At 35.9% G+C, this 14,329-nt stretch carries 12 protein-coding genes; 3 read left to right on the top strand and 9 right to left on the bottom strand.

Going from position 1 to position 14,329, the window contains the following annotated elements; translation table 11 throughout:
* Window positions 1-195: 195 nt before the first annotated feature.
* Together A8L32_RS08190 and A8L32_RS08185 are read left to right on the top strand one after the other, a co-directional pair.
* Entirely contained in the window at window positions 196-411 is a 216-nt protein-coding gene (locus tag A8L32_RS08190) for a hypothetical protein (RefSeq protein WP_075590305.1), read from the top strand.
* Between the two features lie 100 nt (window positions 412-511).
* Window positions 512-2,407 (top strand): tetratricopeptide repeat-containing sensor histidine kinase, encoded by a 1,896-nt coding sequence (locus tag A8L32_RS08185; protein WP_075590304.1) that lies wholly within the window; start codon window positions 512-514, stop codon window positions 2,405-2,407.
* Window positions 2,408-2,411: 4 nt separating this feature from the next.
* Here A8L32_RS08185 and A8L32_RS08180 read toward each other — a convergent pair whose 3' ends face one another.
* The 6 genes from A8L32_RS08180 to cysS form a co-directional block, all read right to left on the bottom strand.
* Window positions 2,412-3,041, bottom strand: coding sequence for a ribonuclease H1 domain-containing protein (locus tag A8L32_RS08180; RefSeq protein ID WP_075590303.1), 630 nt, complete (start codon window positions 3,039-3,041; stop codon window positions 2,412-2,414).
* A 2-nt stretch (window positions 3,042-3,043) separates the two neighbouring features.
* Entirely contained in the window at window positions 3,044-3,643 is a 600-nt protein-coding gene (locus tag A8L32_RS08175; protein ID WP_075590302.1) for a MarC family protein, read from the bottom strand.
* A gap of 96 nt (window positions 3,644-3,739) precedes the next feature.
* A complete protein-coding gene (locus A8L32_RS08170; RefSeq protein ID WP_075590301.1) occupies window positions 3,740-5,896 on the bottom strand; it encodes a S46 family peptidase in 2,157 nt (718 codons plus the stop codon).
* 114 nt (window positions 5,897-6,010) lie between these two features.
* Window positions 6,011-6,619 (bottom strand): ribonuclease HII, encoded by a 609-nt coding sequence (locus tag A8L32_RS08165; RefSeq protein ID WP_075590300.1) that lies wholly within the window; start codon window positions 6,617-6,619, stop codon window positions 6,011-6,013.
* Between the two features lie 6 nt (window positions 6,620-6,625).
* Window positions 6,626-7,615 carry a M28 family peptidase gene (locus A8L32_RS08160; RefSeq protein ID WP_233145470.1) on the bottom strand — a complete coding sequence of 330 codons (990 nt, stop codon included), beginning with the start codon at window positions 7,613-7,615 and terminating at the stop codon, window positions 6,626-6,628.
* A gap of 20 nt (window positions 7,616-7,635) precedes the next feature.
* Window positions 7,636-9,108 (bottom strand): cysteine--tRNA ligase, encoded by a 1,473-nt coding sequence (gene cysS, locus A8L32_RS08155; RefSeq protein WP_075590298.1) that lies wholly within the window; start codon window positions 9,106-9,108, stop codon window positions 7,636-7,638.
* A gap of 221 nt (window positions 9,109-9,329) precedes the next feature.
* Here cysS and A8L32_RS08150 point away from each other — a divergent pair, with 221 nt between their 5' ends.
* Window positions 9,330-10,667 (top strand): sensor histidine kinase, encoded by a 1,338-nt coding sequence (locus tag A8L32_RS08150; RefSeq protein ID WP_075590297.1) that lies wholly within the window; start codon window positions 9,330-9,332, stop codon window positions 10,665-10,667.
* A gap of 125 nt (window positions 10,668-10,792) precedes the next feature.
* Here the strand turns inward: A8L32_RS08150 and A8L32_RS08145 are convergent, their stop codons facing one another.
* The 3 genes from A8L32_RS08145 to hisC all read right to left on the bottom strand — a co-directional run bounded on the left by A8L32_RS08145 (window position 10,793) and on the right by hisC (window position 14,292).
* Window positions 10,793-12,013, bottom strand: a complete 1,221-nt coding sequence (locus A8L32_RS08145) for an alanine dehydrogenase (protein ID WP_075590296.1) — start codon at window positions 12,011-12,013, stop codon at window positions 10,793-10,795.
* 98 nt (window positions 12,014-12,111) lie between these two features.
* On the bottom strand, window positions 12,112-13,239 hold the full coding sequence (gene hisB / locus A8L32_RS08140; RefSeq protein ID WP_075590295.1) for a bifunctional histidinol-phosphatase/imidazoleglycerol-phosphate dehydratase HisB: 1,128 nt from the start codon (window positions 13,237-13,239) through the stop codon (window positions 12,112-12,114).
* Between the two features lie 6 nt (window positions 13,240-13,245).
* A complete protein-coding gene (gene hisC, locus A8L32_RS08135; protein ID WP_075590294.1) occupies window positions 13,246-14,292 on the bottom strand; it encodes a histidinol-phosphate transaminase in 1,047 nt (348 codons plus the stop codon).
* Window positions 14,293-14,329 lie beyond the last annotated feature (37 nt).

The raw sequence follows: 14,329 nt of genomic DNA, 5'->3' as shown, positions 1-14,329 counted from the left end.
AAATTATGAATGATTCTAATTTAATAAGGGAGTAAGGTAATGCATCAACAAAATTAGGAATTAAAACTCATTACGGCAGTACTTTAACATGTTGTTAACACGTATTAACAACAGAATAACATATATTGCAAATGATTCAGTGAATATTTGTAATGACAATAAATACTTAATTATTTAATTTTTAAAAAGATCAATATGAAAAAGACAATTGCAGTTTCGTTTTTATTTATGTTTATGTTAGCTATTGCTTCTCCTGTAATGGCAATGGACGGAGTTCAAGAGCCTCAAAAAACTGAGAAAAAAGAAAAATGTTGCGATAAGAAGAAAGAATCTTGCGATAAGAAAAAAGAGTGTAGCAAGGATAAGAAAGAATGTAGCAAGGAGAAAAAAGAGTGTAGCAAGAAAAAATAAGAATTCACAAGATGTGTTCACAAAGTCGTTCAAGAAATTGGGCGACTTTTTTTTGTGCTTTATTACACCTATTTTTAAACCATAACAAAATATTTGGCACATGTATATTCGCTGTATTTTACTAGCACTTTTTCTTACCTCATTTTTTACCGCAAGTTTTTCGCTAAGTTCAGATGAATTTTCTTTTTCAAATTTAGAAGGAGATGAGAAGCTTGATGCTATGTATAACAAAGCGCTTGAAGTTGTTGTTAGTAATCCTTATGTAGCAGACAGTATTGGCCATGAAATGTTAGAGATGGTAGATGATAAGCAGTTTGGATATAAAGGCTTGGCTTATTTTGTATGTGGAGAGGCCCATTATTATAAAGAACAATACGATTTGGCTTTGGAAAGATATCAAGATGCCGAGAAGTTTCTAAAGTTTACAGATGATACAGCTCGTTTGGCTGCTACCTATAGTAATATTGGCTTAATAAACCTGTATAAAGCAGATTATAAAACATCTTTGATGTATTATGAGAAAAGCTACGATTTAGAAATGCAACTAAATGATAGTGTAGGTATGGCTCAAACTTTACAGAACATGGGTTTAATTGTGGGTAAATGGGATAAGTTTGAGTTACAAAGTTCTTATTATAAAAAGGCATTAGCTTTATATAAGAAGCTAGGTGAGCATCGTTCTATTGCGGATATGGCTTTGAATTTGGGGGTAACATACGTTGCTCAGGATGAGCTAAAGGAAGGGTTTAAGTATTATCAGGAGGCATTAGAGTTTTATCAACAATTAAATGACTCAAACAGAATTGCATCGGTATATAACAATATGGCCTGTTATTACACTAGGGTGCAGAAATTTGATGACGCAGAGAAGTATTTTAATAATTCCATTGATATTTTTAGTCGCATAAATAAAAAATCAGGGTTAATAAGTGCTTATACGGGTTTAGGTGATTTGTTTGCGGAAAAGGGAAATTATCAGGCTGCTATTGAAATGTATAAGAAATGTGAGGAGGTTAATAAGGAAGTTGGCCTTCTGGGTACACAAGGGGAGAATTTATATAGCTTGTACGAAACCTATAAAGGTATGGGGGATACCGAAAATGCTTTGAGGGTATTTGAACAATATCATCAAATTGTGGATAGCATTTATAGCATGGAGCAGTTTGATAAGATATTAGAGTTGGAGAATAAATATATTTTGCAACGTTCACAAGGGCAGGTGACAGAGTTAAGAGCTAAAAATAGGTTGTATACCATTGTGTTTTTATCTATTGCTTTCTTTGTAATTTTTGGTGGGGTAGTAGTCTATTTTTATAGTAGAGATAAAGGCATGAAGGAGAAGCAGAGACTCTTAAGTTTGGAGCAAAAGGTGCTTAGAACGCAAATGAATCCGCACTTTATCTTTAACTCTTTGTCTGCTATACAGTGTTATGTTTTAGAAAATAAAACGATGGATGCAGTGGACTTTCTTGCTGATTTTGCGAGTTTGATGAGGATGGTTTTACATTATTCGCAAGAGGAGTTTATAAGCTTGGAGCAAGAACGAGAGATTCTTGATTTTTACATTGATTTGCAAAATAAACGATTTGGGGATAAGGTAAAATATCAGATCGTAATCGATGAAAAGTTAGAAAAGTCGAAAGTGAAAATTCCACCAATGTTGGCTCAACCTTTTATCGAGAATTCATTTGAGCATGGAGAGCTTTGTAAGCGTGAAGATGGACATATATTGGTTCGTTTTGAGAAAAAAGGAAAAAATCTATCTTATCAGATTGAGGATAATGGAATAGGTATTTTATCAACTCGTAAAGGAAGTAATAGTCCAACTACGAAAAAACATAAGTCTCTGGCTTTAAAAATCACCAAGGAACGACTGAAGCTGATTAATAAAAATCATTTAGCCAATCGTGTTGATTTGTTAGTTGAAGACAGATCTAAATACGGTACAAATGGCACAAGAGTAGAGTTTACCATACCTCTGCGTGAATTAAAGTAAGTCTTTATTTTCTGCCAAAATCAGCTGGTATCTCACCCCAGGTTTTGGTATCCCATTTTAAAATGGTTTGCGTATAGGTGTTATTTTTAAGCCACTCTTCCGCTCTTTTTATCACTTCAAATAAGCTTTGTGTTTGAGCAGTTAAAGGAAGTTTTGATCTGCATTTTTTGGCTTTTACCCATCCCATGGCAATTTTTGAATCGGTGTAAATAGGAATGTTTAGTTTGTGTTGTTTTTGATACGCTAAACCATGTACTATAGCTAAAAATTCGCCAATGTTGTTGGTTCCTAAAGGGAATTTTTTAATGAATATTTGCGTGCCCGATACGGTATAAACTCCTTGGTATTCCATCACTCCAGGGTTTCCACTGCAGGCTGCATCTACCGATATACTATTGTTGATGATATCTGGATTATCATCTATTTCTTCAAAACTTTTACTGGTCTTTTTTTTATTGCCCCAATGCTCATCAGGGTTATCTTCAAAAGCTGCCTCAGCTTCTTGTATGGTAGCAAAGCCTTTGTATCTAACATTGCTTACTCCTTTTATATTATTCTGACATTCCGCCCAGCTAGTATAAATGCCAGGCGCATGTCCATTCCAAACCACATAAAATTTATTCTTCTTTGCCATGATTAGCCTTTTAAAGCTGGTAAAAATTGAGTTAATAAGTTGGCAAAATTAGATAAGAATAAGCGAATAGCCATAGCTAATAGTATAATTCCAAAGAATTTTTGCAACACATATACTCCTCCTTCGCCAATAATCTTTTCTACATTGTCTGTTGATCGCAAAACAAGAAATACAATAATAATATTTATCACCAATGCTATGATAATGTTGATTGAGTCAAATTCAGCTCTTAATGAAAGTATGGTTGTAAATGATCCTGCACCAGCAATTAAAGGAAAAGCGATGGGGACAATGCTAGCGCCAGCTGGAGAATCGTGCTTAAATATGTGAATGCCGAAAATCATTTCAAAGGCCATTACTAATAAAACAAATGAACCCGCGATGGCAAAGGAAGAAATGTCGACGCCAAATAAACCCAGTAATGGTTCTCCCAAAAAGAAGAATAATAAAAGAATTCCCAAAGAAATGGAAGCAGCTTGAAGTGCATTAATCTTATTTCCTTTCTTCTTTAAATCAATAATAAGTGGAATAGAGCCTAGAATATCTATTACAGCAAATAATACAATAAATGCAGAAACAATTTGTAGTAAATCTATCTTCATAAGTGCTTGATTTAAGTGTTTTTGTTATGTGTGAATATAGGCAATAAAAAAGGGGATGCTTTAAACATCCCCTTTAATTTTTAATATTATTGGGGGCTATTTAACCAATGTCATTTCATTAATTAAATTACTTGCTCCTGCATATTTATCAATGATAAACAGTACGTAGCGAATATCAACGTTAATACATTTTTGCAGTTGTGTTTCAAAAGCAATGTCACCACTCATGGCTTCCCAGTTTCCATCAAATGCTAAGCCGAATAGTTCGCCATTGGCATTGATCACTGGACTTCCTGAATTTCCACCTGTGATATCATTATCGGTTGTAAAACAAACACGTAATGAGCCGTCCGTAGCTGCATATTGTCCGTAATCTTTGGTGTCGTATAGTTCAATTAGTCTCTCAGGAACTTCAAATTCGTAATTTCCTGGCTCGTACTTTTCCATTACACCGGCAAGTGTTGTGTAGTGTTTATAAATAACAGCGTCTTTTGGCTCGTAGTTACCTACTTTGCCATAACTCAAACGCATAGTGAAGTTAGCATCTGGATAAAATACTTTATCGGATTTCATTTTCATTAAACCTTTTAAGAATAAACGGTTATTTTCTGCTTCCGAGGCTCTTGCTTCAGCTACTTTACCATAAAGCTCTTTGTATAACTTAATGGTGGATTTGGCTGCAATAAATACAGGGTCTTTACGAAGTAATTTTAAGCTCGGATCAGCTAAAAACGCTTCTAGTTTCTTTTGATCTGTAAATACCGACTTGTTGAAAACGACTTCGCCATATTTGTTAAAATCGCCTTTGTATTTTTTAATTACCACATCATTATAGAATGAAGGATAGTATTCTTTAGCAATTTCTTTATAGTATAATTCAAGCATTGCCGAAAATACTTTGCGGTCGGTAGAAACACTGTAATCTTTATAAAATGCATCTAAGGAAGCAGCAATCCCATCCGCAACTTCTTTAACCTTCTCATCGCTTTCCTCATCTTCAAGTGCTTTTTCAAGTTTTAAAGTTCTTGTTCCAAGCGCAATAATTTCGGTGCCTCTTAGCATACACTCAATTAAATAACTTTGAGCTTTAAGATCTTTACCTCTATCTGCGTAAGCTTTTTCTAGTGTAGATAGTACGTCACTATACATTTCTTTTCTCTCTGGAGAGGCAGAAACCCATGCTGTGAATTCTTTTTCAATCTCTTTTTTACTATCAACAACTTTTAGCTTTTCTAAACCGCGGTTCATTCCAATGCTGTTTTTCCAGTAGTTTGAGCTACGGCTAAATTTAGAAGCATATTGAATGTTAACTTTTTCGCTCGCTAACATGTCTTCTTTCCATAAATCTTGCTTAAGACCACGTGGAATAATTCGAGCATTGTTAACAACATTCATTCTTTCTTCGATACCCCATGAGGTTAAATATCTGCTTGTGCTTCCAGGGAATCCGATAGTCATTGCAAAATCTTCTTGCTCAACACCTTTTAGTGATACTGGTAAGTGGTGTTTAGGCTTTAAAGGCACGTTGTCCTCTGAATAAGCTGCAGGTTTACCATCTTTGTCGGCATACACTCTAAACATACTAAAGTCACCTGTATGACGAGGCCACATCCAGTTATCTGTATCAAATCCAAATTTTCCGATAGACGAAGGAGGAGCTCCAACAAAACGAACATCGTTATACTTTTCGTAGATAATTAAAAAGTATTGGTTGCCTTCGAAATAGCTTTTAACGCTTACCGTGTAATCGTTATCTTTAGAAGCCTCTTCTTTAATGGCCGTGATGTTTTCGCCAATCAACTTTTTTCTTTCTTCTGCTTCTGTATCAGCATCAATTCCTTCCAGTACTTTTTGTGTTACATCATCCATTCTTTTAAGGAAAGTTACGGATAAGCCTTCGGCTGGTAATTCCTCTTTTAATGATTTTGCCCAGAAACCATCTTTTAAGTAATTGTGCTCTACAGAGCTTAATGCTTGAATATTTCCGTATCCACAATGGTGGTTAGTTAGCAATAGACCTTGGTCTGAAATTAATTCGCCAGTACAGCCTCCGCCAAAAATTACAACGGCATCTTTTAAGCTTGAATTGTTAACGCTATAGATATCTTCCGCAGAAAGCTTTAGACCCATGTCGTTCATTTTGTTCATGTTTAGCTTCGATATTAAAGGAAGAAGCCACATCCCTTCATCAGCTTTAAGGGCTCCAGAAAAACCCATAATAAAGGCAATGAATAAAACGGTTAATTTTTTCATTAGTAATTTATTATTAATTATGCTTTTAAATCCAAATGGTTTAAACTAAGACAAGACGGCGCAATTAGGTAATAAAATATCTAAAAAACAATGACAATTATTACTACTTATGTGCTAAATGTTCAATTTTAGTTGGGTGTCTAATAATTTAAAGCTTTGGCGATGATAGGGCGTTGTACCGAGTTTTTCGATAGCTGCACGATGGGCTTTAGTGGGATAGCCTTTGTTTTTCTTCCAAGCATAACCAGGATATTCCTGATCTAATTTTTCCATCAGTTCATCTCGGTGAGTTTTAGCCAGGATACTAGCTGCTGCGATGGGCATGTATTTGCCATCTCCCTTAATAATGCATGTATGCGGAATATTTTTATAAGGCTTAAACCTGTTACCATCAATCAGCAAGTGTTCTGGGGTGATGCTAAGTTCTTTCACGGAGCGTTGCATACCAGTGATTGATGCATTCAATACATTTATTTCGTCTACCTCATTATTGTCTACAAATGCAACAGACCAAGCTAAAGCTTCTTTTTCAATTATAGGCCTTAAAGTTTCCCTTTGTTTTTCGGTAAGCTGTTTAGAATCGTTTAATAATGGGTGTTCAAAATTGTCAGGTAATATTACTGCTGCTGCCACAACAGGACCAGCCAAGCAACCTCTACCTGCTTCATCGCAGCCTGCTTCAATTTTATCTTTATGTAAATAGAGTTCTAGTTTACTTTTCATTGCTTATTACTGATTGTAAATAAACTCAAGCACAGTTTGACCTACCGCTTTTAAAGTATTTTTATCGATAACATCCATGTTGTCGTCGTGCGTATGCCAATAGCTTCCAAAGCTGGTATTCGAGCTTGTATCGTATTGAATAATGTCTACACAAGGTATGTTCAGATGTTTATTTACATATATGTGATCATCGGTGATATAACCTCCATCCTGAAAGACGAAATAGTTTCCATATCCAAGTTTGTGCGCCGTATTCCAAAGTTTTTTCTGGATTCTAGGAGCAAAGTCCTTGGAGTGAAGTTCTTTGTGGAACGTTGCATTTGGAGCTCCTACCATATCTAGTAAAATACCAAAGCGAGCATAGTAATTTTTTACGTGCGGATTTTGAGCCCAATATTGAGAGCCTAAGCACCAAGTGTCTTGTTTTGGATTTTGAATTTCAATATGATCAGGATTGCCATAATCCTCTGCATCAAAAAAGATGATATCAACGCCCATTGAAATAGGTGCTTTCTGAAGTTGGCGAGCAATTTCTAACAAAACAGCAACGCCGCTACCACCATCATTAGCACCCAGAATAGGCTCGTTCTGGCGGCTTGGGTCGTCACAATGATCGGCAAATGGTCTGGTATCCCAATGGGCAAACAAAAGTACTCTGTCCTTAAGCTCTGGTTTATACTGACCAATGATATTTTTGGCATTTAATAAAGTATTGTCAAAAGCTCTCAGTTCAGCTTCTTGCACGATAACATCTGCTCCGAAAGATGTTAGTTTTTCGCTTAAATAATTAGCACACTTAGCATGTTCTTCTGTGTTAGGTACTCTAGGTCCAAAATCAACTTGCTTTTGTACAAAGAGGTAGGCTGAGTCCGCATTGAAAGTGGGTGCCTCAACTTTAGGCTCTTTCTTTTTTTTTGCAGATGATTTTGTTTCTGCAGGTGAAAAGTTGCAACTGATTAAGACTATAAATAATACTAAGGATAAATGCTTGAACATAAGTTTAGTGTTTAGTTTTTTTATTTGATTTCCCATGTGGCACCTTCTGCACCATCTTTTATAACAAATCCTAGATTGGCTAACTCATCCCTAATTTTATCCGCCATAGCCCAATCTTTGTTTGATTTGGCATCCGACCTCATCGTAAGTAATAGTTGCATTACATCATCTAATTTTTCGTCATTACCGCTTGCTTCTGCAGGATCAAGGTTTAGTCCTAATATGTCAATAGCAAAATTTTGCATAATAGATTTTAGCAAACCTAAGTCTTGTTGATTAATGGTGACATTTCCTGCAATTAAGCTATTGATGGTTTTTACGGCATCAAATAAGTGCGCTATTAATATGGGGCTATTTAAGTCGTCGTTAAGCGCTGCATAACATTTTTCCTTGAGAGCTTCAATATCAACGTTAGATTTCTCAGAAATAGGAATCTTATCTAAGTTGTTGAAGGCTTCAGATAATCTGGATAGGCCTTTCTCTGCAGCCTGTAGTGCATCGTTTCCAAAATCTAAAGTGCTACGATATTGTGCTTGAAGAATAAAAAATCTTACAGTCATTGGGCTGTAGGCCTTCTCCAACTTGTCGTGATTACCAGAAAAGAATTGCTCCAGTGTAATAAAGTTACCTAGCGACTTACCCATCTTTTGTCCGTCGATGGTAATCATGTTGTTATGCATCCAGTATTTAGCTGGTGTTTTGCCATTGCTTACTGTACTTTGTGCTATCTCACATTCGTGATGAGGGAATAGTAAATCCATGCCACCACCGTGTATGTCAAATTGTTCGCCTAAATATTTCTTACTCATGGCAGAACATTCTAAGTGCCAACCCGGAAAGCCATCACTCCATTCTGATGGCCATCTCATAATATGTTCAGGTGCTGCTTTTTTCCATAGTGCAAAGTCTAATCCGTCGCGTTTTTCACTTTGGCCATCTAAGGTACGGGTGTTGTTAATAAGGTCTTCAATTTTCCTTCCTGAAAGAATACCATACGGAAAATCATTGTTATATTTTTTTACTTCAAAATACACAGAGCCATTGCTTTCGTATGCGTAACCTTTGTCAATAATGGACTTAATAACTTCAATTTGCTCTATAATATGTCCCGAAGCTCTAGGTTCGATACTTGGGCTTTTTACGTTTAGCTGGTTGATGAAATTATGATAGCTATTGGTGTAATGTTGAACAACTTCCATTGGCTCCAACTCGTCTAGCTTAGCTTTTTTAGCGATCTTATCTTCCCCTTCGTCACCATCGCTCTCCAAGTGGCCAACATCAGTAATGTTTCGTACATACCTTACTTTATATTCAAGATGAGTAAGGTAGCGATTTAATAAATCAAAAGTGATGGCTGGTCGTGCATGTCCTAAATGCGGATCGCCATAAACTGTAGGGCCACAAACATACAATCCTACTCTGCCAGGTGTTATTGGTTCGAATAATTCTTTTTCTCGCGAAAGTGTATTGTATATATATAGTTGCTTATTCATTTTTGCTTTTTTTGTAATAAGGGATCAAAATTACAAAAATCTAGCATTTGTATCTAATAAGCTCCAATTATATTAATGTTTCCATTTTATCGATGTATTATGTTAATGTTTGGTGGTGCGTTAAACGGGTAAAATATTGTATTTATCAAATATAATTGAAGGTTCGTAGAGCAATAGCCTGTTTGGAGTAACAAACTAATTTTATGTCAGTAAAACGATATATGGCAATACGGAGACATAAGGAAGTAATTAGTCGGGAGGCAAATCTTGATGAAGGATGGGAGGCATGTATATATGATCTCTTTAATCCTAAGAATCATAGTTTGGGAGAGGAATTTTTTGAATCTGCAATTTTGTCCTTAAGTAGATATTTGAATGCAGATTATGTTTTTGTAGCTCAGTTACAGGAGGAGGAAAGTGTATTGGAGACTGTTGCGCGATGTAATCGTGAAACGATTGTGCCAAATACAACGTTCTGTTATAAAGATACCCCGTGTGAGAAGGTATTAGGTGAAGGTATCTTTACTTATAATTCTAATGTTCGTGAGAAGTTTCCGTTGGCTATAAGTTTAAAGGATATGGAAATTGAAGCCTATTGTGGTGTTCCTATTTATAATTCTTCGCGCAAGCCTATAGGTGTATTAACGGCACTTTTTAGTGATAGCATTGATGATGCAAAAAAAATTGAAGCTTTAATGTTTATGTTTTCTTCAAGAATAGGTTCTGAGTTAGAACATCTTGAGAAACAAAGAGAATTGAAGCGAAGAAACTTAGAGCTATTAGTCTTTAAAGAAGAACTTATTCGAAAGAATAAAGAGCTGGATAAAATTAATAAAGAACTAAAAGAAGCATCGAAAAAGGTAGAAGAAAGCGATATGCTTAAATCTTCTTTTTTAGCTAATTTAAGTCACGAAGTAAGAACCCCGATGAATGCCATTATTGGGTTTACCGAATTGTTAAAGTCGAATAATCTTAGCTCTGTAGAAAAAGCTGAGTATTTAAATATTATACATCAAAATGGAAACCAGTTAATGCGTGTTATGGATGCTTTAATTGATATTTCTAAACTGCAAACAAAGGTGTATGTTGAACCTAAAGAGAAGGTTCGGATCAATACCCTAATATCACAGTTGAGTGCAAACTATACGGAGGAGATTGCCGTAATGCAGAAGCCTTTGGAAATTAATTTGCTATTTGGGAATGATGATGGTAAAGATGTGGTAGATACGCACAAGGAGGCCTTGTATAAAATATTCGATCATTTATTAAGTAATGCCATTAAGTTTACCGCACAAGGAGAAATATATATTGGATATACTGCAGAAGAGGATCATTACGAATTCTTTGTAAAGGATACGGGAATTGGAATACCAGCAGGCCATGAGCGAAGTATCTTTGACTTGTTTAGACAAGCCGATTTAAATAATTCGCGCGAGTTTGGAGGTAATGGAATTGGTTTATCTATCGTTAAAAAGTATACCCAAATAATGGGTGGTAATGTATGGGCAGAACCAAATCAACAGGACGGTGCCTTGTTAAAGTTTACAATTCCAAGATAGTACTTACTAGAAAAGTAATTTTTTCGTTACGACCTTTTTTAAAATAGTCATTTACAAATTAAGCTCCTTGATTCTCAAATCAAGCAGTAAAAAATCGTAGTTTTCCTACAGGCAGTAGGTAAATGCTAAAATGCGGCCATTAAAAGCCCAATGTCTTTAGATGGCAATGAGAACGTCTCGCCAATGTAATGATTGGTTAATATTCCTTTGTATACATAGATACCATTGCTAATTCCTGAGTCTTCCTTGATTAATGTGTTAATGCTAGGAACCTCTGCTATTTTAAGTAATAAGGGTGTAAATATGTTACTAAGAGCAATGGTTGCTGTGCGAGCAACATGAGAAGCAACGTTAGGCACGCAATAATGAATTACGCCATGTTTAATAAAAACAGGATGCGCAAAGTCGGTACAAATCGATGATTCAAAACACCCCCCTTGTCCCATGCTTAAATCAATCAATATAGAGCCTGCTTTCATTTGAGAAACTTGATCCTCTGTAACCATATAGCTTAAGCCAGATTGCAGGTATCTTAGGTTTCCGATTACTGCATCGGCAGATTTAAGTGCCTTTGTAAGTGCTTTAGGATGTAATACAGAAGTAAATACTCTTTGTCCTACATTTAGTTCCAGCTCTCTTAAATTCTTAAAAGAATTATCAAAGACTTTAACAGTAGCTCCTAACCCTAGTGCCGCGCGTGCTGCACTTTCTCCAGCTGTACCTGCTCCCAGTATAACAACTTCTGAAGGAGAAATACCTGTAATTCCACCTAATAAAACACCTTTACCATTATGTGCTTTGCTTAGGTATTCACTAGCCACCATGATGGATGCAGCACCTTCAATCTCACTCATGCTTCGAGTAACAGGGTAGCACCCGTTGCTGTCTTTAATAAGTTCAAAGGCGATTGCGTTCACCTTTTTACTCATCATTTTTTTTAAAAGCTGCTTAGATTGTTGGTGTAGTTGTACTAATGAAATGATCGTTTGATTGGACCGAAGTAGATCCAACTCTTCATCTGTAAAAGGAGAGATTTTTAAGACAATTTCTGACTGAAAGACCTCTTTGGCGTTGTTAACTATCGTAGCACCACATTCCGAAAAGTCATTATCGAAATAATTGGCCGGTTCTCCTGCTCCTGATTCAAATAAAACAGTGTGGCCATTTTCTACCAAAAGCTCAATGCCTTGCGGTGTTAATGCAAGTCTATTTTCGAACTTTGATTTCTCCTTAGGTATGCCAATGGTTAATTTCTTACCGGTCTTTTTTACTTCCAACATTTCCTCTTGGGGCATTAAGCCCGTATTGTACAGAGGGAAATTAGTTTTATCGCCTATGCCTGCCATTTACGCCATTTAATCAAATAACAATATAATGGGGAAGTTAATAATAATTTCCTTAAATATGAATAGTAAGTGAGACCAGTAAAAAAAATATTATACGATTATAAAGCTCCTTTAGTACTCGGTAAAGTGTTGCTGAAAACGTCTTTTTTAATGGCGGTTTTTATGGCTCTTGCTAGCGCCTTAAAAATGCCTTCTATTTTGTGATGTTCGTTATCTCCACTTGCCTGAATTTGTAAGTTACTTAACGAAGCGTCAGAAAAGCTTTTAAAGAAATGAAGAAACATTTCAGTTGGCATATCACCTACTTTTTCGCGCTTAAAATCGGCATCCCACACTAACCAAGGTCTACCACCAAAGTCAAGAGCCACAAGTGCCATGCAATCATCCATAGGTAAACAGTAACCATAGCGTTCAATTCCTCGTTTGTCTCCAAGTGCTTCTTTAAAAGCTTGTCCTAAAGCCAGTGCTGTATCTTCAATAGTGTGGTGCTCGTCCACGTGCAAATCGCCCTTTACCTTAATGCTTAAGTCGCAGCCAGAGTGCTTGCCAATTTGTTCCAACATGTGGTCGAAAAAGTGAAGCCCAGTAGAAATGTCACACTTCCCCGTTCCATCCAAATTTAATTGAATAGCAATATCAGTTTCTGACGTAGTTCTTATAACTTCAGCTGTTCTTTCTTTAGAAAAAAGGAATTCAAATATCTTATCCCAATCCTTTGATATTAAAGAACAAACGTCTTCTAAATTTTGCTCCTTAAGTTGTGCATGTGCTGTTTCGTTATCTGCTAAAAAGATTGCCTTGCAACCCATGTTTTTAGCAAGTTGAACGTCCGTAATTCTATCGCCTAAAACAAATGAATTGGGCATGTCATATTTCTCTTCAAAATACTTGGTTAGCATCGCGGTACCCGGTTTTCTGGCAGGAGAATTTTCCTCGGGCATAGAAGGGTCGATAAAAATATCATCAAATACAATTCCTTCGCCTTCAAGCGTTTTAAGCATTTTGTTTTGAGCAGGCCAAAAAGTATCTTCAGGAAAAGAGTCAGTGCCTAAACCATCTTGGTTAGTTACCATGGCTAATTCAAAATCAAGCTTAGAAGCTATTTTCTCTAAATTTGTAATAGCCTTAGGGTAAAACTCTAATTTTTCCAAACTGTCTACCTGGAAATCAGTAGGAGGTTCGTTGATAATGGTTCCGTCTCTATCTATAAAAAGTACGCGTTGCATATGTTGTTATTGTATTTGATTCGTGTATTTATCCAAGCCTTCATATAAAGCTTTGTTTTCCTTTTTAGATCCAATGGTTAGCCTTAGGCATCCTTCGCATAAGCTAACTGTTGAGCGATCTCTGATGATAACGCCTTGTTCTACTAAAAAGTTGTATATCTCCTTAGGGGCATTGGTTTTTACCAAAAGGTAATTGGCGTCTGAAGGGTAAATCTTCTCAACAAAAGAATAACCTTTTATCTGAATAGTCATGGCTGCCTTTTGTTTTAAAAGTTCTTCTACCCACCCGTTTTTTTCATCCTCTTTTTCTAATAATTCAAGAGCCTTTTGTTGTGTAAGGATATTGATATTGTAAGGATATTTAATGTGGTTAAAAATGGTTATTATTTCAGGAGATGTAAAGGCCATACCTAAACGAATTCCTGCCATACCCCAAGCTTTACTAAGTGTTTGAAGAATTATTAAATTAGGGTATTTGTTTAAATCGGGTAAAAAGCTTTTTTCTGGAGCAAAATCGATGTATGCTTCGTCCAGTACAACAAGACCTTCAAACTTCTCTATTAAGGTAATAATGTCTTCTTTTTTAAAACTGTTGCCTGTTGGGTTGTTAGGCGAACAGATGAAAAGTAATTTTGAGTTTTCATCAGCTACCGAGAGTAGTTTTGTAGTATCAAGTTCAAAATCGGGAGTTAGTTTTACCTTTCTAACTTCAATATTATTGATGTCGGCGGCTACCTGATACATTCCGTAAGTAGGGTCGATTGATACAATGTTATCAACTCCAGGCTCACAAAATGCTCTAAAAGCTAAATCAATAGCTTCGTCGCTCCCATTTCCTAGAAAAATGCTCTTTTCAGAAATACTTTTTATTTCAGCAATTTTAGTTTTAAGCTTTCGCTGATATGGGTCAGGATAGCGGTTGTATGGTTCGTTAAATGGGTTTTCATTGGCATCTAAAAATATAGCCTCTTCACCCGAATACTCATCTCTTGCTGATGAGTATGGTTTTAACGATTTTATATTGGGACGTATTAATTGGTCTAATGATTTCATTTTATTTGGTATTAAGAAAAAGTTGAATTATTACTTT

Source organism: Labilibacter marinus (assembly GCF_001659685.2).
GTDB classification, from domain to species: domain Bacteria; phylum Bacteroidota; class Bacteroidia; order Bacteroidales; family Marinilabiliaceae; genus Saccharicrinis; species Saccharicrinis marinus.
Note: the sequence above shows the minus strand (reverse complement) of the source record. Positions and strands in the feature narration are given on the sequence as shown.

Bases quoted from the DNA above. Each gene is read 5' to 3' on its own strand.
- hisB (WP_075590295.1), bottom strand. From the start codon at position 13,239: ATGCAACGCGTACTTTTTATAGATAGAGACGGAACCATTATCAACGAA.
- A8L32_RS08175 (WP_075590302.1), bottom strand. From the start codon at position 3,643: ATGAAGATAGATTTACTACAAATTGTTTCTGCATTTATTGTATTATTT.
- hisC (WP_075590294.1), bottom strand. From the start codon at position 14,292: ATGAAATCATTAGACCAATTAATACGTCCCAATATAAAATCGTTAAAA.
- A8L32_RS08145 (WP_075590296.1), bottom strand. From the start codon at position 12,013: ATGGCAGGCATAGGCGATAAAACTAATTTCCCTCTGTACAATACGGGC.
- A8L32_RS08190 (WP_075590305.1), top strand. From the start codon at position 196: ATGAAAAAGACAATTGCAGTTTCGTTTTTATTTATGTTTATGTTAGCT.
- A8L32_RS08160 (WP_233145470.1), bottom strand. From the start codon at position 7,615: ATGTTCAAGCATTTATCCTTAGTATTATTTATAGTCTTAATCAGTTGC.
- A8L32_RS08180 (WP_075590303.1), bottom strand. From the start codon at position 3,041: ATGGCAAAGAAGAATAAATTTTATGTGGTTTGGAATGGACATGCGCCT.
- A8L32_RS08150 (WP_075590297.1), top strand. From the start codon at position 9,330: ATGGCAATACGGAGACATAAGGAAGTAATTAGTCGGGAGGCAAATCTT.
- A8L32_RS08185 (WP_075590304.1), top strand. From the start codon at position 512: ATGTATATTCGCTGTATTTTACTAGCACTTTTTCTTACCTCATTTTTT.
- A8L32_RS08170 (WP_075590301.1), bottom strand. From the start codon at position 5,896: ATGAAAAAATTAACCGTTTTATTCATTGCCTTTATTATGGGTTTTTCT.
- A8L32_RS08165 (WP_075590300.1), bottom strand. From the start codon at position 6,619: ATGAAAAGTAAACTAGAACTCTATTTACATAAAGATAAAATTGAAGCA.
- cysS (WP_075590298.1), bottom strand. From the start codon at position 9,108: ATGAATAAGCAACTATATATATACAATACACTTTCGCGAGAAAAAGAA.